General features: G+C 61.8%; 20 protein-coding genes. 9 read left to right on the top strand and 11 right to left on the bottom strand.

Annotated features, from left to right (window positions below; translation table 11 throughout):
- The first annotated feature begins 45 nt into the window (after positions 1–45).
- From DG357_RS06175 to DG357_RS06160, 4 genes are all read left to right on the top strand, one after another.
- Positions 46–1,131, top strand: a complete 1,086-nt coding sequence (locus DG357_RS06175; protein ID WP_088205166.1) for an oxidoreductase — start codon at positions 46–48, stop codon at positions 1,129–1,131.
- Positions 1,132–1,188: 57 nt separating this feature from the next.
- Positions 1,189–1,932: an SDR family NAD(P)-dependent oxidoreductase gene (locus DG357_RS06170; protein WP_028012303.1), complete on the top strand. Its 744-nt coding sequence runs from the start codon at positions 1,189–1,191 to the stop codon at positions 1,930–1,932.
- A gap of 183 nt (positions 1,933–2,115) precedes the next feature.
- The gene (locus DG357_RS06165) at positions 2,116–2,418 is read left to right on the top strand and encodes a type II toxin-antitoxin system RelE family toxin (protein ID WP_032624689.1); all 303 of its coding nucleotides are present in this window, start codon (positions 2,116–2,118) and stop codon (positions 2,416–2,418) included.
- Positions 2,393–2,797 (top strand): helix-turn-helix domain-containing protein, encoded by a 405-nt coding sequence (locus tag DG357_RS06160; RefSeq protein ID WP_088205167.1) that lies wholly within the window; start codon positions 2,393–2,395, stop codon positions 2,795–2,797. The genes DG357_RS06165 and DG357_RS06160 overlap by 26 nt, the downstream gene beginning before the upstream one ends.
- On the opposite strand, the gene DG357_RS06155 is transcribed toward DG357_RS06160, so the two are convergent.
- From DG357_RS06155 to entC, 7 genes are all read right to left on the bottom strand, one after another.
- Complete coding sequence (locus DG357_RS06155) at positions 2,794–2,991, bottom strand: YbdD/YjiX family protein (RefSeq protein ID WP_006809671.1); 198 nt, start codon at positions 2,989–2,991, stop codon at positions 2,794–2,796. The genes DG357_RS06160 and DG357_RS06155 overlap by 4 nt on opposite strands.
- 59 nt (positions 2,992–3,050) lie before the next feature.
- Complete coding sequence (gene cstA, locus DG357_RS06150) at positions 3,051–5,156, bottom strand: pyruvate/proton symporter CstA (RefSeq protein ID WP_017694336.1); 2,106 nt, start codon at positions 5,154–5,156, stop codon at positions 3,051–3,053.
- Positions 5,157–5,305: 149 nt separating this feature from the next.
- Positions 5,306–5,719: a proofreading thioesterase EntH gene (gene entH, locus DG357_RS06145; RefSeq protein ID WP_088205168.1), complete on the bottom strand. Its 414-nt coding sequence runs from the start codon at positions 5,717–5,719 to the stop codon at positions 5,306–5,308.
- The gene (gene entA, locus DG357_RS06140; protein WP_088205169.1) at positions 5,719–6,474 is read right to left on the bottom strand and encodes a 2,3-dihydro-2,3-dihydroxybenzoate dehydrogenase EntA; all 756 of its coding nucleotides are present in this window, start codon (positions 6,472–6,474) and stop codon (positions 5,719–5,721) included. The genes entH and entA overlap by 1 nt, the downstream gene beginning before the upstream one ends.
- Positions 6,474–7,328, bottom strand: coding sequence for an isochorismatase (locus DG357_RS06135; protein ID WP_088205170.1), 855 nt, complete (start codon positions 7,326–7,328; stop codon positions 6,474–6,476). The genes entA and DG357_RS06135 overlap by 1 nt, the downstream gene beginning before the upstream one ends.
- A 10-nt stretch (positions 7,329–7,338) precedes the next feature.
- Positions 7,339–8,949 (bottom strand): (2,3-dihydroxybenzoyl)adenylate synthase EntE, encoded by a 1,611-nt coding sequence (gene entE, locus DG357_RS06130; protein WP_088205171.1) that lies wholly within the window; start codon positions 8,947–8,949, stop codon positions 7,339–7,341.
- A gap of 9 nt (positions 8,950–8,958) precedes the next feature.
- Positions 8,959–10,134 carry an isochorismate synthase EntC gene (gene entC / locus DG357_RS06125; RefSeq protein WP_088205172.1) on the bottom strand — a complete coding sequence of 392 codons (1,176 nt, stop codon included), beginning with the start codon at positions 10,132–10,134 and terminating at the stop codon, positions 8,959–8,961.
- Between the two features lie 188 nt (positions 10,135–10,322).
- Here entC and fepB point away from each other — a divergent pair, with 188 nt between their 5' ends.
- Positions 10,323–11,282: a Fe2+-enterobactin ABC transporter substrate-binding protein gene (fepB, locus tag DG357_RS06120; RefSeq protein WP_048956900.1), complete on the top strand. Its 960-nt coding sequence runs from the start codon at positions 10,323–10,325 to the stop codon at positions 11,280–11,282.
- A 46-nt stretch (positions 11,283–11,328) separates the two neighbouring features.
- Here the strand turns inward: fepB and entS are convergent, their stop codons facing one another.
- A complete protein-coding gene (entS, locus tag DG357_RS06115) occupies positions 11,329–12,576 on the bottom strand; it encodes an enterobactin transporter EntS (RefSeq protein WP_088205173.1) in 1,248 nt (415 codons plus the stop codon).
- A 108-nt stretch (positions 12,577–12,684) separates the two neighbouring features.
- Between entS and fepD the strand changes: the two genes are divergently transcribed.
- Genes fepD through fepC form a run of 3 tightly spaced genes read left to right on the top strand, consistent with a single transcriptional unit; the run spans position 12,685 to position 15,469 of the window.
- A complete protein-coding gene (gene fepD, locus DG357_RS06110) occupies positions 12,685–13,689 on the top strand; it encodes a Fe(3+)-siderophore ABC transporter permease (RefSeq protein WP_088205174.1) in 1,005 nt (334 codons plus the stop codon).
- A complete protein-coding gene (gene fepG, locus DG357_RS06105; protein ID WP_088205279.1) occupies positions 13,689–14,678 on the top strand; it encodes an iron-enterobactin ABC transporter permease in 990 nt (329 codons plus the stop codon). The genes fepD and fepG overlap by 1 nt, the downstream gene beginning before the upstream one ends.
- Positions 14,675–15,469, top strand: a complete 795-nt coding sequence (gene fepC, locus DG357_RS06100; RefSeq protein WP_088205175.1) for an iron-enterobactin ABC transporter ATP-binding protein — start codon at positions 14,675–14,677, stop codon at positions 15,467–15,469. The genes fepG and fepC overlap by 4 nt, the downstream gene beginning before the upstream one ends.
- Positions 15,470–15,550: 81 nt before the next feature.
- Here the strand turns inward: fepC and entF are convergent, their stop codons facing one another.
- Genes entF through fes form a run of 3 tightly spaced genes read right to left on the bottom strand, consistent with a single transcriptional unit; the run spans position 15,551 to position 20,827 of the window.
- Complete coding sequence (gene entF / locus DG357_RS06095; protein ID WP_088205176.1) at positions 15,551–19,408, bottom strand: enterobactin non-ribosomal peptide synthetase EntF; 3,858 nt, start codon at positions 19,406–19,408, stop codon at positions 15,551–15,553.
- Positions 19,405–19,617: an MbtH family protein gene (locus DG357_RS06090; RefSeq protein ID WP_048958938.1), complete on the bottom strand. Its 213-nt coding sequence runs from the start codon at positions 19,615–19,617 to the stop codon at positions 19,405–19,407. The genes entF and DG357_RS06090 overlap by 4 nt, the downstream gene beginning before the upstream one ends.
- Positions 19,618–19,627: 10 nt before the next feature.
- Positions 19,628–20,827, bottom strand: a complete 1,200-nt coding sequence (gene fes / locus DG357_RS06085) for an enterochelin esterase (RefSeq protein ID WP_088205177.1) — start codon at positions 20,825–20,827, stop codon at positions 19,628–19,630.
- A 145-nt stretch (positions 20,828–20,972) separates the two neighbouring features.
- Here fes and DG357_RS06080 point away from each other — a divergent pair, with 145 nt between their 5' ends.
- The gene (locus tag DG357_RS06080; RefSeq protein ID WP_045631298.1) at positions 20,973–23,213 is read left to right on the top strand and encodes a TonB-dependent siderophore receptor; all 2,241 of its coding nucleotides are present in this window, start codon (positions 20,973–20,975) and stop codon (positions 23,211–23,213) included.
- Positions 23,214–23,230 lie beyond the last annotated feature (17 nt).

Genomic DNA, 23,230 nt, shown 5'->3' with positions numbered 1-23,230 from the left:
CCAGACATAACATCGGGTTAGCGCTTGCGAAAAAAGGACAACACCATGAGCAACACCGACATCCGCGTCGTGCCCGGCCCGGCGAACTACTTCTCCCATTCCGGAAGCCTTGCGCATCTGAATGACTTCTTTACCCCGGAACAGCTTTCCCGCGCGGTGTGGATTTACGGCGAGCGCGCAATAGAGGGCGCACGCCCGTTCCTGCCGGAGAGCTTTAACGCGCCGGGGGCGAAGCACCTGCTGTTTAAAGGCCACTGCAGCGAGCGCGACGTCACCCGTCTGGTGAACGAAGCGGGAAGCGAAGCCAGCGTGGTGATTGGCGTGGGCGGCGGCGCGGTGATGGATACCGTCAAGGCCGTGGCGCGTCGTCTGGGCGTTCCGTTCGTGGGCATTCCCACCATCGCCGCCACCTGCGCAGCGTGGACGCCGCTCTCCGTCTGGTACAACGATGCCGGTCAGGCGCTACAGTTTGAGATTTTTGACGACGCTAACTTTCTGGTGCTGGTGGAGCCGCGGATCATTCTGAACGCCCCGGCGGAATATTTGCTGGCGGGCATCGGCGATACGCTGGCGAAGTGGTACGAAGCGGTGGTTCTCGCCCCACAGCCGGAAATCCTGCCGCTGACCGTGCGCCTTGGCCTTAACGGCGCGCTGGCGATCCGCGACGTGCTGCTGGAACACAGTGAGCAAGCGCTTGCCGACCAGCAGCGCGGCGAGCTGACGCAGGCGTTTCGGGACGTGGTGGACGCCATTATTGCCGGCGGCGGGATGGTGGGCGGTCTGGGGGAGCGCTACACCCGCGTGGCGGCGGCGCACGCGGTGCACAACGGCTTGACCGTGCTGCCGCAGACGGAAAAATACCTGCACGGCACCAAGGTGGCCTACGGCATTCTGGTGCAGAGCGCCCTGCTCGGCCAGGACGACGTGCTGGCGCAGCTGGTGGCGGCATACCGGCGCTTTAACCTGCCGACCACGCTTCGCGAGCTGGACGTCGACAATAACCGCGACGAGCTGGATAAGGTCATCGCCCACACGCTGCGCCCGGTGGAGTCGATTCACTATCTGCCGGTGACGTTAACGCCTCAGGCTCTGCGCGCCGCGTTTGAGAAAGTAGAATCCTTCCGCCGTTAATTGCGCCGACGGGCTATACCTAATGATGGTTCTCACCACTCTCGTAACGAGGTCATCATGCAGATCGATTTAACAGGTAAAAAGGCGCTGGTTACCGGCGCCAGCCGCGGGCTGGGTCGTGCGATTGCCCTTTCGCTGGCGCGCGCCGGTGCCGATGTGGTTATCACCTATGAAAAATCCGCCGATAAAGCCCAGGCGGTCGCCGATGAAATTAAGGCGCTGGGGCGGCACGGCGAGGCCATTCAGGCGGACAGCGCCAGCGCGCAGGCGATTCAGGATGCCGTCACCCATGCGGCACGCTCTCTCGGCGGACTGGACATCCTGGTCAATAACGCCGGTATCGCGCGCGGCGGCCCGCTGGAGTCCATGACGCTGGCGGACATCGACGCCCTCATCAACGTCAACATCCGCGGCGTGGTGATCGCCATTCAGGAAGCGCTGGTGCATATGTCTGACGGCGGGCGCATTATCAACATCGGCAGTTGTCTGGCGAACCGCGTGGCACAACCGGGGATTGCCGTCTACTCAATGACCAAATCTGCACTGAACTCCCTCACCCGCGGTCTGGCCCGCGATCTTGGCCCGCGCGGCATTACCGTTAACCTGGTGCACCCCGGCCCGACCAACAGCGATATGAACCCGGAGGACGGTGAGCAGGCTGACTCACAGCGTCAGCTTATTGCCCTGGGCCATTACGGCCAGCCGGAAGACGTTGCGGCGGCGGTCACCTTCCTTGCCAGCCCGGCAGCCGGGCAGATCTCAGGCACCGGTCTGGACGTGGACGGCGGTTTGAACGCCTGATCGCAATATTCCTGCAAGCCTCTGTCGCCCGGCAGAGGCCTTGTCGAGCCGCCTCGACGGTTTGCGTTTTGCCTCTTACCTGCGCTTTTTTTCCGCTCTACAGTACCCCATAAGAAATTCGGAATTTATCTAATAGTCTTATTATTTCCTTATATTTTGTGTGGGCGTACAGTGGAGGTACGGATGAAGATCGTGTGGTCAAAAACAGCAGAGAAGCAATTTTCTAAAATCGATACGCGATATCAGAACCGCATTAAATTCAGGCTGGAGAAGATGGATGATAAAACATCACCTGTCGCGGATATCAAGAAATTATCTTCTCCCGAAAACCACTACAGGTTGCGATTAGGTGATTACAGGGTCATTTACACCTTCGGGGATCCGCCGGGTGATATCTGCTACGTAGTGGCGGTAAAACGCCGGACAACCACCACCTACCTTCATGAGGAGCATACGGAATATGACTGTTCAGTTCATCAAGGATGAAGAAGGAAAAAAACAGTATGTTGTCATTCCCTACGATGAATATTTTCGCATGCGTTTAGCCATGCTTGAGTATGATGACGATGATGAAAACGACTGGGAAGACATCCCTTACGAATCAGATATCTACGATAACGTAGGTTTACCGGGTGAAGTGTGCGACATCATGCATAACGAGAACGTCAGCCTGCAGGCCGCGTGGCGTATCCTGCGCGGGCTATCCCAGCAGGAGGTGGCGGAGAAACTGGGCATCAGCCAGTCCGCCGTATCACAGCTTGAAGCGCTGGACTCCCGTCCGCAAAAGCGCACCCGCGAAAAGCTGGCGGCAATTTATGGCTGCAAGCAGGAGCAAATCAGCCTCTATTTACCGAAAGAGGGTTAACAGCACTTCGCCCCGCCCTTGCCGCCGTAACGGGCGTCCTGGCGGTCGCGGAAAAACTCTTCGTAGGTCATTGGCGTCTGGTCCGGGTGGTTGACGCGCATATGCTCGACGTAGTTATCGTAATCCGGCACGCCAATCATCATTTTGGCGGCCTGGCCCAGGTACTTACCTGCTTTGGAGAGGGTGTCGAACATCATTCTGGTCTCACTGGAAATGTAGGCCGGGTAAGCGCTAGCGCCACCCGGCACACAGGTTAATGCGCCCCTTTCGCCTGGGTCACAATCTCGTCCAGGTTTTCAGGCATCGGCTCGTACGGCGTCTCTTTCGCCGTCGGCGTGTCGACCTTCAGCGCCGCCAGCGCGGTTTTCAGAGAATACAACGCCAGCACCACAACCACCACCATAAAGAAGATGGTCAGCCCGGCATCCAGACGGTTGTTGAACACCAGCTGCGACAGCTGTGACTCAGTGTACTGCGCCGGGATCTTACCGCTGTCGATCATCGCCTGGAACTTGTTGGCGATCGCCAGGAAGCCCACCTTATTGTCCGGGCTGAAGGCTTTTTGCCAGCCCGCCGTCAGGGTACAGATTAGCAGCCAGGCGGTTGGCACCAGCGCCACCCACGCGTAACGCTGGCGCTTCATCTTGAACAGCACCACCGCGCAGAGCATCAGCGCCATGCCCGCCAGCATCTGGTTGGCGATACCGAACAGCGGCCACAAGGTGTTGATCCCGCCCAGCGGATCGACCACGCCCTGATGCAGGAAGTAGCCCCACGCCAGCACGCACAGCGCCGTCGCCAGCAGGTTAGCCGGGAGCGAATCGGTCCGCTTGAGGTTCGGGGAGATCACCCCCAGCAGATCCTGCAGCATAAAGCGCGCCGCACGCGTACCCGCATCCACCGCCGTCAGGATAAACAGCGCCTCGAACAGGATGGCGAAGTGATACCAGAACGACACGTCCATCAGCCCGCCCAGCGCGCCGTGCAGGATGTAGGCCATGCCCACCGCCAGCGTCGGTGCCCCGCCCGCGCGGGAGATAATTGACTGCTCGCCCACCTCATTAGCGATATGCGTCAGCGTTTCCGGGGTAATGGCAAAGCCCCAGCCGCTCACCACCTGCGCGGCGGACGCTACCACGTCAACGGTGCCGGCCGGGGCCAGTACCGCCATCGGGCTGTTCATCGCGAAGTAAACGCCCGGATCAATAATGCAGGCGGAGACCAGCGCCATAATCGCCACGAAGGACTCCATCAGCATGCCGCCGTAGCCAATCAGGCAGGCCTGATTTTCATTCGCCAGCATCTTCGGCGTGGTCCCGGAGGCGATCAGCGCGTGGAAGCCCGACACCGCACCGCAGGCAATGGTGATAAACAGGAACGGGAACAGGTTACCAGTCCAGACCGGGCCGGTACCGTCGATGAATTTGGTCAGCGCAGGCATGGTCAGGGTCGGGCGCATAATCAGAATGCCGATGGCCAGCCCGACGATGGTGCCGATTTTCAGGAAGGTTGAGAGATAATCGCGCGGGGCCAGCAGGAGCCACACCGGCAGCACCGCCGCCACAAAGCCGTAGCCCACCAGCATCCAGGTCAGTTGCACGCCGGTAAAGTCGAAGAATGGTGCCCAGGTCGGGCTTTCCGCCACCCAGCCGCCGGAGATAATCGCAAATACCAGGAACACCAGGCCAATGACAGAGACTTCACCAATGCGCCCGGGGCGCAGGTAGCGAATGTAAATCCCCATAAACAGCGCCAGCGGAATGGTGAAGGCAACGGTATACGTCCCCCACGGGCTGTGGGTCAGCGCTTTCACCACGATCATCGCCAGCACCGCGAGGATGATCACCATGATCATAAAGGTCGCCACCAGCGCAATCACCCCGGCGGTTGCCCCCATCTCCTCTTTCACCAGCTCACCCAGCGAACGACCGTCGCGACGGGTGGAGACGAACAGCACCATAAAGTCCTGTACCGCGCCCGCCAGCACCACGCCCGCGAGGATCCAGATCATCCCCGGCAGGTAGCCCATCTGCGCCGCCAGCACCGGCCCCACCAGCGGGCCTGCACCGGCAATCGCCGCGAAATGGTGACCGAACAGCACTTTTTTATCGGTCGGCACGTAGTCCAGCCCGTCGTTGTGGCGTACGGCAGGCGTCATGCGTGTGCCGTCTACGCCCAGTACCGTCTTTGCGATATAGCGGCCATAAAAACGGTACGCAATGAGATAAATGCAGACGGAGGCGACGACGATCCAGAGCGCATTGATCTGCTCCCCCCGGTTGAGGGCGATATAGCCCAGGGCAAAGGCTCCCACAACGGAGAGCACCGCCCACGTAAGGTATTTCCCTGAGTTGTTCATAGTTGTTGTCCGTTGTTGTGAAACAGTGAGATGTTACATTTTGTTTCTAGAACAACGGATAAAATTTAACAACTTTGAAACGCAATAATGCGTGGTCAAACCAGAGATTTACACCACAGTGTTAAGCCGATCACTTTCAGCTGAATGGCCTACCCCAGCACCATCGTGCTCAACCGACAGGTGCAGCACCGGCGCCCCTGCTCGTCAAATACCACGATCTCCCAGCTCTGGCTCGAACGCCCCAGATGTAGCGGCTGACACACTCCGCGCACCTTACCGTGAGAGACCGCGCGATGGTGCGTGGCGTTCAGCTCTGTGCCGACCACGCTCTGCCCGTCGCGGGTCATCAGAAAACCGGCCATTGAGCCCAGCGTTTCCGCCAGCGCCGCCGACGCCCCGCCGTGCAGCAGGCCAAACGGCTGATGGGTACGGGCATCCACCGGCATCTCCGCTTCCAGCGTGTCGTCCCCGAGGCGGGTATAGACGATGCCCAGGTGCGCCACCATCGTGTTCTGGCTGGTGGCGTTCAGTTCGTCGAGGGATAAATGACGTTTCCAGATCATCACGCCCCCAGCGTGGAGCCGCCGTCCACCACGATATCCTGCAAGGTAATATGGCTGGCGGCATCGGACGCAAGGAACAGCACGGTCGCGGCAATCTCCTGCGGACGGGCGATTTTGCCCAGCGGAATGCCGAGCTTAAACTGCTCGCCAAAACCGCGAATGCGCTGCTGCTCCGCATCGTCGCTTTTCCACAGGGTGCGCTGCATGTCGGTATCCGTTGAGCCGGGCGACACCAGGTTACAGCGCACGCCGCTGCCCGCCAGCTCCAGCCCGACGGTCAGCGCCAGGCCTTTCAGCGCCGCCTTCGACGCACCGTAGGCGCTCATGCCGATGCGCGGGGTGTGCGCCGCGTCGGAGGCCACGGTCACTATCGCCCCGCCCTGCTGACGGCGGAACTGGCCCATCGTCTGCTGAAACAGGTTAAACGCGCCGCCGACGTTAACCGCAAAGGTCTGCTGCCAGTCCTCCTGCGAAAGCTCGTCCGTCGCGCCCATGCGCAGAATGCCCGCCGCGTTAACCAGCACGTCGAGGCGCTCAAGGGTGCCGAGTAAACGCCCGCAGACGTCGACCACCTGCGCCGCGTCCGCCACGTCCAGCGTTTCGGTGGCAAACGGATAATCGTCCTGCGGGAAGGCCAGATCGAACCCGGTCACCCGCGCGCCCGCCTCCACAAAGGCCAGCGCGGTCGCATAGCCAATACCTTTACCCGCGCCCGTTACCCAAACCGTTTTACCGGTAAAATCGAACCCCGCCATCACTTCACCTCGCGGGAGAGCAGCGCCCACCAGGCGTCGAGGGTCGGATTTTTCGCCAGCATCACGAAGTCGATGTCGCCGTGCACCTTCCGCCAGCGGGCGGCCAGCGCCATCATGCGCACCGAGTCCAGACCGTAGTCGATCAGGTTTTCGTCATCCATCGGCTCGTCGGACTCGTCCAGCAGCGGCAGGATCAGCGCGCGCAGCGCGGCTTTCGTTGCCGGAACGGACGGCAGCAGCTCGTCGGTCATCACCACGCGGCCCGAACGTCCGGCCACGTATTTCAGCGACATCAGGTGCTCGTCGCGGGTGAAGTCCGCCAGCGCGTCGGCGATAAAGAACGGCTTGATGTCGCGCATAAAGGCGTCGGTAGCGGTGGTCATGCAGCCGATGTGGGCATAAACGCCGGTAATCAGCAGCTGGTTGCGGCCGGTCTCTTTCAGCATCTGCTCCAGCGGCGAGCGGTGAAACGCGCTGTAGCGCCACTTCACCAGCACGGTGTCCGCTTCGTTCGGCGTCAGTTCAGCCACGATGCGCTGCTGCTCCGGCGAGCGGGTCAGGCCCGGCCCCCACATGTCGTTCAGCAGGGCGCGGTCTTCATCGCTCTGCTCTTTCGGCTGCGCGGTGTAGTACACCGGGATATTGTGTTCTTTGCAGTACGCGCGCAGTTTAGCGATGTTCGCCACCACCTGCTGCATCATGTCGCTATTTTCGCCCCAGAAGTTCAGGAAATACTCCTGCATATCGTGGATCAGCAGCGCGGCGCGCTCCGGCTCAAACGCCCAGTTGACCTTGTTGGTCGGCAGCTCTGCGGCGGTTGGCAGCGCGTAAGCGGTTAATTTTGGAATGGCCATTCTCTGTTCCTCAGCCCCGGGCGCGTTCAGCAAGCCACAGGCGCAACTGTTTCTTATCAACTTTGCCGACCGGCGTGAGCGGAAGCGCATCCACGCTCTCCACGCGGTCCGGCAGCTTAAATTCGGCAACGCCCTGCTCGCGCAGGAAGCGGCGCACCTCAACCGCGCGCAGGGGCTGTTTCACCACCAGATACGCACAGCTTTTTTCGCCCAGCAGGGTGTCCTCCATGCTCACCAGCGCGGCGTGGATCACCGCCTCGTGGCGCAGCAGCAGGTTTTCGATCTCTTCGGCGGCAATCTTTTCGCCACCGCGGTTGATCTGATCTTTCTCGCGCCCCTGCACGGTGATGTAGCCCTGCTCATCGATGGCGATCAGATCGCCGGAGCAGTAGAAACCGTTGGCATCAAAGGCGCTGGCGTTGTGCTCCGGGCTGTTGAAATAGCCGCGGAAGGTGTACGGGCCGCGCGTCATCAAACGTCCGACTTCCCCGCGCGGGAGCGGGTTGCCGTCCTCATCCGCCACCCACACCTCGTCGTCCGGACACATTGGGCGGCCCTGGGTGTTGATGATGCGTTCCGGTGCGTCGTCGAGGGCGGTGTAGTTCACCAGCCCTTCCGCCATGCCGAATACCTGCTGCAGCTGGCAGCCGATTTCCGCCGGAATACGCGCCGCGAGCGTGGCGGAGAGGCGTGCGCCGCCCACCTGGAGCAGCTTGAGGGATTTCAGCTGCGCGTTCCCCGCGCCGTCGGCAATCGCCTGCAGCCAGAGGCTCACCGCCGGAGGGACCAGCGACGTCACGTTGATCTGATGCTGCTCAATCAGCGGGAAACAGAGCGTGGCGCTCGGATCGTTCGCCAGCACCACGCAGCCGCCCGCCGTGAACACGCCTAACGATCCCGGCGAGCTCATGGCGTAGTTATGCGCCGCGGGAAGCGCGTTCAGATAGCGGGTGTGCGCAGTGATACCGCAGATTTCGTTGCTGCGGCGGATGCTGTAGTCGTAGTCGTTGTGCGTACGCGGGATCAGCTTCGGCGTGCCGGTGCTGCCGCCGGAGAGCTGGAAGAACGCCACCTCGTCTGCGGGCGTCGGGTTCGGGATGAAGTTGTCCGCCGGGCGCGCAATCGCCGCTTCCAGCGCATGTTCACCCTTATCGCCGCGCAGCAGCACGGCGCGAACCGAGCGGTGTTCATCCACAAAGGTATTGAGAAAATCATCCCCCGCGAACAGGGCATGTTGGCGATCGGCGATCAGCACGGCGGGTTTGATCTGGGCGGCGTAGGCGTTCAGCTCGCTGCGCTGATGGCTAAAGAGCGCGTTAACCGGCGCGACGCCGATCTGCAGCAGCGCGAAAAAGGTGATGTAAAACTCGGCCACGTTGCCGAGCTGCACCAGCGCGGTCTCGCCGCGGTGCAGCCCCTGCGCCTGAAGGGCAGACGCGAGGTTATTCACCGCCTGATGAAACGCGCGGTAGGTGATGTGCCGTTCGCCGTCGATAATCGCCACCGCATCGCTTTGCGCATGGTCCGTCAGGATGTGGGTCAGCGGCAGATCCTGCCAGTAGCCTTTTTCACGGTAGCGGCGGGCAAAATCCTCAGGCCAGCGGGTAAAGGGAATAGTCATAAACGTTCCTTAGTGCAGGCCAAACACGTTAAGCATGGTGGAGAGCTTCACGCCCGTCTCGCGCCACTCGCCCACCGGGGAGGAAGCAGGCACAATGCCCGCGCCGGCAAACAGGCGAACGGTATTTTCGTGAAGACGCGCGCAGCGGATGGTCACCACCCACTCGCCGTTGCCTTCGCTGTCGCACCAGCCGACGATGCCGCCGAACAGCTCGCGGTCGAACGGCTCCAGCTCGGCAATCAGTTCTTTAGCCGCCTGATGCGGGAAGCCGCTCAGGGCCGGGGTCGGATGCAGCAGGCAGGCCAGCGTCAGGGCGTTTTCGTTCTCGCGCGCGTCACCTTCAACCGGTGTCGCCAGATGCCACAGCGTCGGCGTGGTGATGAGCTGCGGGGAAGACGGCATGCTCAGGTGATGGCTGCGCGGCGCCAGAATGGCCTTCATCGCCTGGGTCACCAGGTCGTGTTCGTGGCGGTCCTTTTCGGAGGCCAGCAGCTTATTGCCCGCCTCGCGATCCAGCACGTCGTCCGGCTGGCGGCGCGCGGAGCCTGCCAGCGGCAGCGAGCTAAAGTGCCTGCCCTCTTTGCGCAGCAGCAGTTCCGGGCTGGCGCCGAGCAGCACGCCGCCGTCTTCCAGCGGCACGTGGAAGTTGAAGCTCGCCGGGTTCTGAGCGATCAGACGCTCCATCAGCGCGCCGCTGTCCATTTTTTTGTCGGTGGCGATATCAATCAGGCGCGACAGCACTACCTTATTCACCTGCGGCGTGGCGGTGAGCGAAGCGGCGCGCGCGACCATCTCTTCAAAAACGGGCTGAGCGGGGATCTCGGTGCGCTGTTCCACCTTCAGCGCCTGCGCGCCGGAGAAATAGCGTGCGGACTGCTGACGCGCGGGACGGGAAAACGTCTCCCAGCGTTGCGGAATAAACAGCGAAGACGGCTTGCGGGTATCGAACGGGATGGCCCCTACCATGACGGGATGAGCGATGCCGCTGGCTTTCGCATCCCGGAAAGCCTGGGCTAATTTCTGCTGGAACTGCCCCGCCGGATCGTCGCCGCCGACGGCAGGTTCAGAGAATCGGGCAAAACAGCCTGAGGTGGTAAAACTGCGGTAAGGCGACATAAAGAAAAAGCTGTCTGATTGCAGCGTGGTCGCGGTGTGCTGAACTTCCTCAGCCAGGGACGTGTCCATATCATCCTCCTCAAAATGATAAAAGAAGCAATAATGATTATCATTTATATTTTCGTCGGCTAACCTAATCCCACAGCGCGCCGCTGTCAACCGTCGGGCCATTAACTTCTGCGACAAACGCTTGCATCCCTTCCCGGCAACCATGAAAATGAGAAGCATTATCTTCAATAAAAACAGGATGCCGCTCTGTGAAAATCGCTGCCGTTTGCCGCAATGCCCTTCTTCTGACAGGACTTTTTGTTTTAGGACTAACCTCAGCCACCGCCGCAGACTGGCCACGCCAGGTCAACGACAGCCGCGGCGTGCATACGCTTGAGAGCAAACCGACGCGCATTGTCTCTACCAGCGTGACCTTAACCGGCTCCCTGCTGGCGATTGACGCGCCGGTCATTGCCAGCGGCGCAACCACGCCGAACAACCGCGTGGCGGACGCGCAGGGTTTCCTGCGCCAGTGGGGGGATATTGCAAAACAGCGTAAGGTTGCACGGCTGTACATCGGCGAGCCAAGCGCCGAAGCGGTGGCCGCCCAGATGCCGGATCTGATTCTAATCAGCGCCACCGGCGGGGATTCCGCGCTGGCGCTCTACGATCAGCTCTCCGCCATCGCCCCGACGCTTATCATCAATTACGACGACAAAAGCTGGCAGGAACTGCTGACCCAGCTGGGCACGATGACCGGGCACGAGAAACAGGCCGCTGAACGCATCGCCGCGTTCGATAAACAGCTCGCGCAAGTGAAACAGCAGATGAAACTGCCGCCGCAGCCGGTGAATGCCATCGTCTACACCGCCGCCGCGCACACGGCGAACCTGTGGACGACAGAATCGGCGCAGGGCAAGCTGTTACACCAGTTGGGCTTTACGCTGGCGGCGTTACCCGATGGGCTGCACACCTCAAAAAGCCAGGGCAAGCGTCACGACATTATTCAGCTGGGTGGAGAAAACCTGGCGACGGGGCTGAACGGCGAAGGGTTGTTCGTGTTTGCCGGCGACGAGAAAGACGTGAATGCGATTTACGCCAACCCGCTGCTGGCGCATTTACCGTCGGTGAAAAACAAGCGCGTCTGGGCGCTGGGAACGGAGACGTTCCGCCTGGATTATTACAGCGCAATGCTGGTGTTAGACAGATTGAATGCGTTGTTTAAGTAGGCATTTTCCCTCCCTCTCCCCGTGGGAGAGGGCCGGGGTGAGGGCATCAGGCCGCACCGTCGTTCAACACGACCTCCTGCCTGAACCGCCGCAATTCCACCAGCGCCACCAGTAAGATCGCGCCAACCATCGCTAACACAAACCCGCTGCTGCTCGCCGACGCCACCGGGGTCATTATCGCCCCCAGCCCGCCGAGGATCGCCGCGCCAATCGCATCGCCCGTCACGTTCTGCGCGGTCCACAGGCCGTTGATACGCCCCAGCATCCCTTCCGGCGTCTGGGTCTGGATCAGGGTGTACTGTAAAAGTGAGCTGACCGCACTCAGCCAGCCGAAAATCACCAGACACATCACCCCCAGCGCCCAGACCGGCATCAGGCTGAAGAAGCCGATGGCGATAAACGAGGCCAGCGTCGCCACCAGCATAATCAAGCCCGGACGCGCGCTTTGGGCCAGGTTACCGCTGGTCAGCGCCCCGCAGGCCGCACCGAGCGGAATGGCGGCGTACAGCACGCCAATCTCTGAGGCGCTCATCTGCCACTCGCCCGCCAGCGCCGGGTAAAGCACGCGCACGGCGCTCGCCATCGTCAGCAGGCCGCCGAGCAGCGCAACGCCGCCAATCAGCGGGTTGCTGAACAGAAAACGAATAGCGGCCATCAGCGATTTCAGCGGGTGCTCGCGCGGCTGCGGTGGCGGTGGCAGGAGCGGCAGACGCAGCAGCGTCAGGGTGGTGATAAAGGTGCCCGCCGCGGCAAGGCCGTAGTTCCAGGCCACGTTGCCCGTTGCCAGCAGCAGGCCGCCGACCATCGGCGAAATCACCGAGCCGAGGCGCACGGTGAGCATGGTGATCGCCCCCGCCTGCATCAGGTTCTCGCGGCCCACCAGCGCGGGCGTTGCCGCCAGCAGCGCCGTCACGCCGAGCGAGGCGAAAAAACCGTCCCACAGGCCAAGGGCATAAATCGCCATCAGCGACGGCTCCGGCAGCATCGCGTTCAGACACAGCCCGATAAAGCCCACCCCGCAGGTGCCGCGCGCGAGCAGGATCAGCTTCTTACGCTCGTAGCGATCCGCCAGCACGCCGCCGACCATCAGCCCGATAAACATCGCCCCGCCGGTTAAGGTGACGGATAGCCCCACCAGCCAACTGGAGTGCGTCATAGTCTGGATCTGGACGGGCACGGCGACGCCGAGCAGGCCGAGGGACAAAATGGAGATAAAGCGAGCGATAAAAACGGCGCGATACGCCGGATGCGTTTTCAACAGGCTGAGGTTAAGCAGCCAGGATTTTTGATTCATGACAAAGCCTTGAGTCTATTTCTACCCATTCCATGGGCGCACATGCTAACATAGCCAAATAAGATAGATAACGATAATCACTATCATTATCAAATCATGGATGTTGCTATGTCGTTTTCCTCTTCTGCGGCGCGCGCCATTGCCGTGCCCGTATTATTGCTACTGCTAATCCTTGCGATTGCACTCAGCCTGCTGGTCGGCGCGAAGCCGCTACCCGCCTACGTTATCGTTGATGCGCTCTCCGGCACCTGTCAGAGCGCCGACTGCACCATCGTGCTCGACGCCCGCCTGCCCCGCACTCTTGCCGGACTGCTGGCCGGTGGCGCGCTTGGCCTTGCGGGTGCCCTGATGCAAACCCTTACCCGTAACCCGCTGGCGGACCCCGGCATTCTCGGCGTCAACTCCGGCGCCAGCTTTGCCATCGTGCTCGGCGCAGCGCTGTTCGGGTTAACGTCGCCCTCTGAACAGCTGGTGATGGCCTTCTGCGGCGCGCTGGCCGCCTCGCTGGTGGTCGCGTTTACCGGCAGTCAGGGCGGCGGGCAGCTGAGCCCGGTTCGCCTGACGCTTGCGGGCGTAGCGCTCGCGGCGGTGCTGGAAGGCTTGTCCAGCGGCATCGCCCTGCTCAACCCGGACGTGTATGACCAGCTGCGCTTCTGGCAGGCCGGTTCGCTGGATATCCGGACTCTTGAAACCTTAAACGTGGTGGCAATCCCGGTCATTATCGCCGCCGTCGTGGCGCTGTGTTTAAGCCGGTCGCTGAACAGCCTGAGCCTCGGCAGCGACACCGCAACCGCCCTCGGCAACCGCGTGGCGCGCACGCAGCTGACTGGCCTGCTCGCTATCACCGTGCTGAGCGGCAGCGCAACCGCCGTGGTCGGTCCGATCGCCTTTATCGGCCTGATGATGCCGCACATGGCGCGCTGGCTGGTGGGGTCGGACCACCGCTGGTCGCTGCCGGTCACGCTGCTGGCCACCCCTGCCCTGCTGCTGTTTGCCGACGTGCTGGGCCGCCTGCTGGTGCCCGGCGAGCTGCGCGTCTCGGTGGTGAGCGCGTTTATCGGCGCGCCGGTGCTGATCTTCCTGGTACGTCGCAGACGCGGAGGTGGCGCATGATGGCTCCTTCCCGTCGTTTACTCACCAGCATCTTCCTGCTGGCTATCGCCATTACTCTGCTGGCGGTCTGGAGCCTGCAAAGCGGTGCCGTAACGCTTGATTTCGCGCAGGTCTTTCACGCCCTCACCGGCAGCGCGCCGCGTAACATCACCATGGTGGTCACCGAATGGCGACTGCCGCGCGTGGCAATGGCGATCCTGGTGGGCGCGGCGCTCGGCGTCAGCGGCGCGATTTTCCAGTCGCTGATGCGTAACCCCCTCGGCAGCCCGGACGTGATGGGCCTGAATACCGGCGCGTGGAGCGGCGTGCTGGTGGCGATGGTGCTGTTCGGGCAGCATCTGACGGCCATTACCTTTACGGCGATGGCGGGCGGCATTCTGACCTCGCTGCTTATCTGGGCCCTGGCGTGGCGCAACGGCATTGACACCTTCCGGCTGATCATTATCGGGATCGGCATCCGCGCGATGCTGATGGCCTTTAACACCTGGCTTTTGTTGCAGGCGTCTCTGGAAACCGCGCTCTCCGCCGGGCTGTGGTACGCCGGCTCACTTAACGGCCTGACGTGGGGCAAAACCTGGCCCGCCGCGCCGCTAATTTTGCTGATGTTTATCGGCGCCCTGCTGCTGGTACGCCGGATGCGCCTGCTGGAGATGGGCGACGACAGCGCCTGCGCGCTGGGCGTGAGCGTTGAGCGCTCGCGCCTGATGCTGATGCTGGTGGCGGTATTGCTGACCGCTGCGTCCACCGCGATTGCCGGGCCGATCTCGTTTATTGCCCTTGTCGCGCCGCATATCGCGCGGCGTCTTAGCGGCACCGCACGCTGGGGCTTGACCCAGGCTGCCCTGTGCGGTGCGATGCTGCTGCTGGCCGCCGACCTCTGCGCCCAGCGGCTGTTTATGCCTTATCAACTGCCGGTGGGCGTGGTGACCGTCAGCCTCGGCGGGATTTACCTCATCGTCTTGCTCGTTCAGGAGTCACGCAAGAAATGACAGATTCAACAACCCGCTTGCGCGGCGAAAACTTGACCCTCGGCTATGGCAAAAAAATCATTGCCCGTGATTTAACCGTCGCCATTCCGGACGGCCACTTCACCGCGATTATCGGTCCGAACGGCTGCGGCAAATCAACCCTGCTGCGCACCCTGAGCCGCCTGATGTCACCGACAGAGGGCAGCGTATTCCTCGACGGAGAGCAGATCCAGCGCTTCGCCAGCAAAGAGGTGGCAAGGCGCATCGGGCTGCTGGCGCAAAACGCCACCACGCCGGGAGATATTACCGTGCAGGAGCTGGTCTCGCGCGGACGCTACCCACACCAGCCGCTGTTTACCCGCTGGCGCAAAGAGGACGACGAGGCCGTGAAGCGCGCGATGGAGGCAACGGGCATCACCGATCTGGCTCAGCAAAGCGTAGATACCCTCTCTGGCGGACAGCGACAGCGGGCGTGGATCGCGATGGTGCTGGCGCAGGAGACCGCCATTATGCTGCTGGACGAGCCGACGACCTGGCTGGACATCAGCCATCAGATTGACCTGCTGGAGCTGCTGAGCGAGCTGAACCGCACGCAGGGGTATACCCTGGCGGCGGTGCTGCATGATTTAAATCAGGCGTGCCGCTACGCCACGCATCTGATTGCGCTGCGCGACGGCGAGATTGTGGCGCAGGGCGCGCCGAAAGAGATTGTGACGCCAGAGCTGATCGAGCGGATCTACGGCATGCGCTGCATGATTATTGACGATCCGGTGGCGGGTACGCCGCTGGTGGTGCCGTTAGGTCGGCGGTAATTGCCGGGTGGCGGCTACGCCTTACCCGGCCTACATTCAGCTCCCGTAGGCCGGTAAGCGCAGCGCCACCGGGCATTCGCACTATCCTAAAATTTCCTTCAGTACCGGCCCAATCTTTTCAAACGCCTGCGGTGAAATGATATCCACGTGGGCGCAGTCCTGGCTGTAGACCTCCAGCTCGCCCACCCACGGCGCCCAGGCCGTATGCGGATCCATCGTTCTCGTGCGTTCGGCAACAAACAGCGTCGCCTTACCGTCAAAGCGTGAACTGTGCGCGGTGGTGAGCAACCGCACCGCGTCAGCGTAGTTGCCTTCAATAGTATTAAACAATTCGCTGGAGCCCTGTCCCTGCTGGGCGGCGATAAACGCCTGACGCTCGCGCTCGATCTCCGCCAGCACTTCCGGGTCTAGACCGTTGGCCTCTTTCTCCGCCCAGTTCTGGGTTTCCGGCGGCCAGGTATCCAGCAGGCCGAGGAATGCCACCGCTTCACCCTGCTCGCGCAGGCGCGCCGCAATGCCCTGCGCCAGCGTGCCGCCGAGCGAATAGCCGAACAGGTAATACGGCCCGTGCGGCTGCTGCTTACGCAGCGTTTTAAGGTGATGTTCGATCACCCCATCGAGATCCGCGCACTGCTGCATCGGGCCGTTTGGCCGCGGCGACTGAATGCCGATGATGGACCAGCGCGGGCTGAGGTAGCGCGCCAGGACGCTGAACTGCCAGGCAAAGCCGGACGCCGGATGGAAGCAGAACAGCGTCGGGCCGTTGCTTTCACGCAGCGGCAAAAGGGTTTCATACCCCAGACGCTGCGCCTGTTCGTCGCTCATCTGCGAGTCCAGCAACGCGCTGAGCTTGCCGACCGTCGAGGCGACCATAATCTGCCCCGGCGTGACCTTGCGGCTGAACGCACGGCCGAGCTGAGCCGCGAGGCGCATCGCCAGCAGCGAGTGGCCGCCAAGGGCAAAGAAGTCGGCATCGATATCGTTCACTTCGCAGCCCAGCAGCGCAGAAAACGCCTGCGCCACGGCGGCTTCGGTTTGCGTCTCGGGTGCGCGACCGGAGGTTTTGCTGGTCAGCTCCGGCAGCGGCAGCGCCTTGCGATCCAGCTTGCCGTTGGCGCTCAGCGGCAGCGCGCTGATTTGCAGCAGCACCACCGGCACCATATGCGGCGGCAGCTGTGCCCTGAGCGAGTCCAGCAGCGCGTCGCGATCCAGCGGTAAACCGGATTCAGAAACCACATACCCCACCAGCTGGCGGGCATCGCCGCCCGTTGCCGCAGCCTGATTAAACACGCACGCATGCGCTACGGCCTGGGCCACATCAGGCAATGACAGCATCGCCCGGTCGATTTCGCCCAGCTCAATGCGCTGACCGCGGATTTTCAGCTGGTCATCGCTGCGGCCCAGATATTCCACCGCCCCGTTGTCCAGCCAGCGGGCGACGTCTCCGGTGCGATACATCCGCTCGCCTGGGGCAAACGGATCGGCAATAAAGCGGCTGGCGGTGAGGTCGGGCCGTCCCAGATACCCCTGTGCCAGCTGAATGCCGGTGAGATACAGATCGCCCGCCACGCCGAACGGCACCGGGCGCATCATCGCATCCAGAATGCGCAGCCCCGTATTCCACACCGGGAAGCCGATCGGCACGCTGTTGCCCTCCACTGCCGCCAGCTCCGGGCCGAACGCCGGATACCAGCTCACGTCCACCGCCGCTTCGGTTGGGCCGTAGAGGTTGTGCAGCGGTACATGAGTCAACTGCTCCCACTCGCGGCACAGCGCCGTTGGCAGCGCCTCGCCGCTACAGAACACCTGCTTCAGCGTCCTGCAACAGTCGACGTTTTCCGGCGTCAGCGAGGCGACAAATGCCGCCAGCATCGAGGGCACGAAGTGGGTGGTGGTTACGCCATATTCTGCGAAGAAGCTCTGCATCGCCTGCGGATCGCGGTGTGCGTCCGGCTCGGCCATCACCAGCTTTGCCCCGGCGATAAACGGCCACCAGAACTCCCACACCGACACGTCGAAGCTGCACGGCGTTTTCTGCGCCACGACGTCATGCCCCGCCAGTGGATAATGATCCTGCATCCACTTCAGGCGGTTAACGATGGCGGTATGCCCCACCATCACCCCTTTCGGGCGTCCCGTTGAACCCGAGGTAAAGATGATGTACGCGGTCTGCTCCGGCTTCGCCAGACGCAGAGGTTCAGCGCCTGTGGTTGGCAATAGCATGTTGTAACTAAATGAAGGTATCGACAGATCGTTAAAGCGCGGAAGCTGCGCGTCGGTGGTAATGAGGAGCGACGGTTTCGCGTCCTCCAGCATCATCCGCAGACGATCGTCCGGGTAGCCGGTATCCAGCGGCAGCCAGGCGGCGCCAGCTTCAACAATGCCGTGCAGCGCCAGGGTCAGGAACACCGAACGCGGAAGCGCCACCGCCACGCTGTCGCCCGGCTTCACGCCGCGCGCGCGCAGCAGGTTTGCCAGCGCGACCACCTGCTCGCGCATCTGGCGGTAGTTCAGCTCAATATGGGCATCCGCCAGCGCGGGAGCGTCCGGCGTTTTGCTCGCCTGCTCCGCCACCAGATCCGCCAGCGTGGTGGAGGGCAGCGCCAGGCCGGTATCGTTGATGCGCGCCAGCCGGGCGTATTCCTGCTCTGATACGGTTTCCACGTCGCCACAGCGCAGGTCCGGGTTCGCGGCAAACTGCGCCAGCATCGCGTTCAGGCGCGAAACGTGGCGCTTCAGCGTCGCGTCGTCGTAACGCTGCCTGTTGGCGAGGATCTCAATGCTTAGTCCGCCCTGCTCGTCCGGGAACAGCGCTAGCTCGAGATCGTTCACCGGGCCGGTCGCCAGCGTGTGGGTGATGGCCTCCACGCCGTCGATATCCAGCTGATAATCAAATACCTTCACGTTCAGCACCGGCCCAAACAAGGGTTCGTCCCCTGCGGCCCGCCCGCTGTCGCGCACGATCTGCTCGGCGTCGTAGCGCTGATGGCGACGCATCTTTTTCAGTTGGTTCGCCAGGCGCAGCGCCAGCTCTGGCAGGCTCTCAAGCGGATTAATATTCACCGCCAGCGGCAGGACGTTAAGCACCGGGCCGGTTGCGGTCAGCGCGGCGGACCCCATGCGGCGCATAAAGATAAACCCGGCGGCGTAGTCCAGCCGTCCGGTGAGGCGGCCCAGCCACAGCGCCACCAGCGCAAGCGCCAGATCGGTACGCTGTGCCTGCCCGGCTGCCTGCGCCAGCTGGCTAAAGGCGCGAGCGTCCATTGCAATTTTCAGGCGCAGGATGTCGGTAGTGGCGGCGCGTCCCGGCAGCGGCGCGGAGGAGAGCGAGACCGGAGGAGGAAGCTGTTTGCGCTGCTCCTCCCAGAAGGCACCGTCGCGCTGATACGCCTCGCTGTCTCGGTAGCGCTGATACTCGTCAACGACCTCGGCGAACGGAGTAAATGGTGAGGCTGGGGTGGGTTCCCCTTTCTTCCAGGCAGCGTAAATTGCGGCGATCTGGCGGGTAATCGCCGGGAAACTGAAGCCATCCACCACCAGATGGTGATAGCGCTGATACCAGTACCAGCGGTTGTCACCGACCTGAATCAGCTGATGGAAAGCGAGCGGCTGACCACTGTCCACGCGCAGATCCTGGCTGAGATCGGCCTCCATCAGCGCCACGGCGGCGTCGTGAGAATCAACGCGAACGAAGGACGGCTCCGGCAGGATCAGGGTCTCATCGACCCACTGCCAGACCTCGCCGTTATCTTCAGCGAAACGCGTGCGCAGAGTATCGGCCTGCATCATGCCCTCAGCGATGGCTTTAGCCAACAGCGGCGCGTCGATATTTCCTTTCAGCTCGGTGTAGTGCGCCACGCTCCAGGCGTTTGACAGCGAGGAAAGCTGCTCTGCCATCCAGATACCCGGCTGGGCGGCGACGAGAGGGAGACGATTCATGCGCGCTCCCCCGCAAAAGAGGACGGCTTAAGCGTCTGCCAGCGTTGCGCCAGCCACTGCTGGCACGCCTCCTGAGAGTGCGGTTCGCAGACCACGCGCCAGCCCGCGGGCAATTCGCACTGCTGCGGCCACAGGCTGTACTGCCCCTGGTCATTTTGCAAAATGGCGAACTGTCCCTGCGGATTATCGAAAGGATTGCTGAATTCCATACAGACTCCGTTATTGAATGAGCGGCTGCCAGAGGGTCATCAGCCCCTGCGTCAGCCCACCGCGCCAGCAAAGCGCATCGTGTCCGCCGTCAACCTGACGCCAGATAACCGGTTGCTGAGTGTGTAGTTCGGCGAGGATCGCCTGGTTTGCGCGCAAGATAAGCGGCTCGTTGCGCCCGGCTTCAAGAAGGATGCGTAGCCCGCGAGGGGATATTTCGCCGGTTTTAAGTTGTTCGATTAACAGCCCGTCCTGCTGCCCGCCGCGGTGCGGCCACCAGTAGGAGCCGGACTGGCTAAGCACGCAGCCAAAACGCTGCGGCCAGTGCAGTGCGGCATAAAGGGAAGAGAGACCGCCAAAGCTTTGCCCTGCGACCACCGTACGGTCGGCGCGGTCGCTAAACGGCGCGCGTTGTTGGACAAGGGGGAGAAGTTCTTCCTGCACCGCCAGCCAGAAGTCGGGATTGCACGGTAGCTCGCGGTTACGGTGCTCCATATTAATAACATCGATTAAGACGTAGACCGCAGGCGGCAGGTTGCGCTCGGCGGTGAGCGACGCCAGCGCGGGCCAGACAGGCATACTTTCGGCCCAGAACTGCCCGTCAAGCAGCACCGCCAGCGGGCGCTCGGGGCTTTCATCCCCGGTGGTAAAAATCCACACGCGGCGACGGTTCTTCAGGCGCGCGCTGTCCCACGTAATGCAGACGGGCTTTTTGTAAGGCATATCGGGATGGTTCCAGCCCGGCTGTACGGGCGCCTCCGGCATCTCCAGCGCCGAGACGGCGTGCCCGCGCCCGCCGCGCCAGCTCTGCGGATTCAGCGGGTCTGAAACCGCGTGAGGCAGCAGCTTGCGCCAGCCTTCGCGCAGCGCCATGCGGTCCGGCTGCTCGCCTTCAAATACTGCATCGGCAAAATCGTTTTCGTTATCGGAGGGGATAAAACAGTAGCTGCCGCGCCATTCGGGGCTGAACTCCCCCTGCCACTGCCAGACGTCGGTATCGGGAATGCGTTCAAGCGATTGCGGGCGGGCATTCTGATGGTGGTCGGTCATGCCGGTAACGTAGAGCCAGACGCGTTTAACCGTTGAGGTCTGCTGGGTTCCTGCCGGGTCCCGCCACCAGAATGTGACGCGATAGTTTTCCTCATGACGTTGCCATTCCGGCCCGTTTTTCGACTGCCACCACGCTTCACTTCCGGTTGTTAACGCCGTCACCCTTATAACCCCATGTTTAGCAATATTTTTTGTTTCAGAGCAAATTTTATTGATAATATTATTGATAACTATTTGCATTTGCAATAGCGTATTGCCCGCGCTGTGGGAAGCGCGTTCATAAATAACCATAAAAGCGGGACGTACAATGAATAAGAAGATTCACTCTCTGGCCTTGCTGGTCAATTTAGGGATTTATGGCGTCGCGCTGCCTGCCATGGCAGACGACAACGCCGCCTCTGCGCAGCACGAAGACACGATGGTGATCACCGCCGCCGAGCAGAATTTGCAGGCGCCTGGCGTGTCGACCATCACCGCCGATGAGATCCGCAAAAACCCGCCCGCGCGGGACGTGGCGGAAATCATCCGCACCATGCCGGGCGTTAACCTGACCGGGAACTCCACCAGCGGCCAGCGCGGGAACAACCGTCAGATCGACATTCGCGGCATGGGCCCGGAAAACACCCTGATCCTGATCGACGGCAAGCCCGTCACCAGCCGCAACTCCATCCGCCTGGGCTGGCGCGGCGAGCGTGATACCCGCGGCGATACCGGCTGGGTACCGCCGGAGATGATCGAGCGCATCGAAGTGATCCGCGGCCCGGCCGCCGCACGCTACGGCAACGGCGCGGCGGGCGGCGTGGTGAATATCATCACCAAAAAGTTCGACGACCAGTGGCACGGCTCCTGGAACACCTACCTGAACGCGCCAGAGCATAAAGACGAAGGTTCTACCAAGCGCACCAACTTCAGCCTGAGCGGCCCGCTGGGCGGCGACTTCAGCTTCCGCATGTTCGGTAACCTGGATAAGACTCAGGCCGACGCGTGGGACATCAACCAGGGCCACCAGTCTGAGCGTACCGGAGCCTACGCCAACACCCTGCCCGCGGGCCGCGAGGGTGTAGAGAACAAAGACATCAACGGCGTGGTGCGCTGGGACTTCGCGCCGATGCAGTCGCTGGAGTTTGAAGCGGGCTACAGCCGCCAGAACAACCTCTATGCGGGTGACACGCAAAACACCAACAACGACAACGCGCTGGTGAAGAAGAACTACGGCAAAGAGACGAACCGTATTTATCGCCAGAACTTCGCCGTGACCTGGAACGGCGGCTGGGACAACGGCATTACCACCAGCAACTGGGCGCAGTACGAACACACCCGCAACTCCCGCCTGGGCGAAGGGCTGGCGGGCGGTACGGAAGGCCTGTTCAACAGCAATAAATTCACCGATACCGACCTGGCCGACGTGATGCTGCACAGCGAAATCAACCTGCCGATTGATTTCATTGTGAACCAGAACCTGACGCTCGGCACCGAGTGGAACCAGCAGCGCATGAAGGATTCGACCTCCTTCTCGCAAACCCAGCAGGGTGGCACCATCCCGGGCATGAGCGAAGACCGTAGCCCGTACACGTCAGCGGAGATCTTCTCCCTGTTCGCTGAGAACAACATGGAGCTGACCGACAGCACCATGCTGACCCCTGCCCTGCGCTTCGACCACCACACCATCGTGGGCAATAACTGGAGCCCGTCCCTGAACCTGTCGCAGGGTCTGGGGGATGACTTCACCCTGAAGATGGGCATCGCGCGTGCCTACAAAGCGCCAAGCCTGTACCAGACCAACCCGAACTACCTGTTGTACAGTAAAGGCCAGGGCTGCTACGCCAGTTCCGACGGCGTGGGCTGCTACATGATGGGTAACGACGATCTGAAAGCGGAAACCAGCATCAACAAAGAGATTGGCCTGGAGTGGAAACGCGACGGCTGGCTGGCGGGCGTGACCTGGTTCCGCAACGACTACCGCAACAAGATTGAAGCGGGCTACGCGCCGATTGGCCAGACCTCCACCGGTAAAGTCACCACCGATATCTACCAGTGGGAAAACGTGCCGAAGGCGGTGGTAGAAGGTCTGGAAGGCTCCCTGAACGTGCCGGTCAGCGACACCATCAACTGGACCAACAACATTACCTATATGCTGCAGAGCAAGAACAAGGAGACCGGCGACCGTCTGTCGATCATTCCGGAGTACACGCTGAACTCAACCCTGAGCTGGCAGGTGCACCAGGATGTGTCATTGCAGTCGACCTTCACCTGGTACGGCAAGCAGCAGCCGAAGAAGTATAACTATAAAGGCCAGCCGGTGACCGGGTCTGAGAAAGACGAGGTCAGCCCGTACAGCATCGTTGGCCTGAGCGCCACCTGGGACGTGACGAAAAACGTCAGCCTGACCGGCGGCGTGGACAACGTCTTCGACAAGCGCCAGTGGCGCGCGGGTAATGCCCAGACCACGGGGAACGCGACAACCGGCGCGTATATGTACGGTGCGGGTGCGTATACGTATAATGAACCGGGTCGCACCTGGTACATGAGCGTAAACACAAGATTCTGATACAGGCAGTGACCTCC

Source organism: Enterobacter bugandensis (assembly GCF_900324475.1).
Taxonomy (GTDB): Bacteria; Pseudomonadota; Gammaproteobacteria; order Enterobacterales; family Enterobacteriaceae; genus Enterobacter; species Enterobacter bugandensis.
This window is presented reverse-complemented; position numbering and strand designations above follow the sequence as displayed.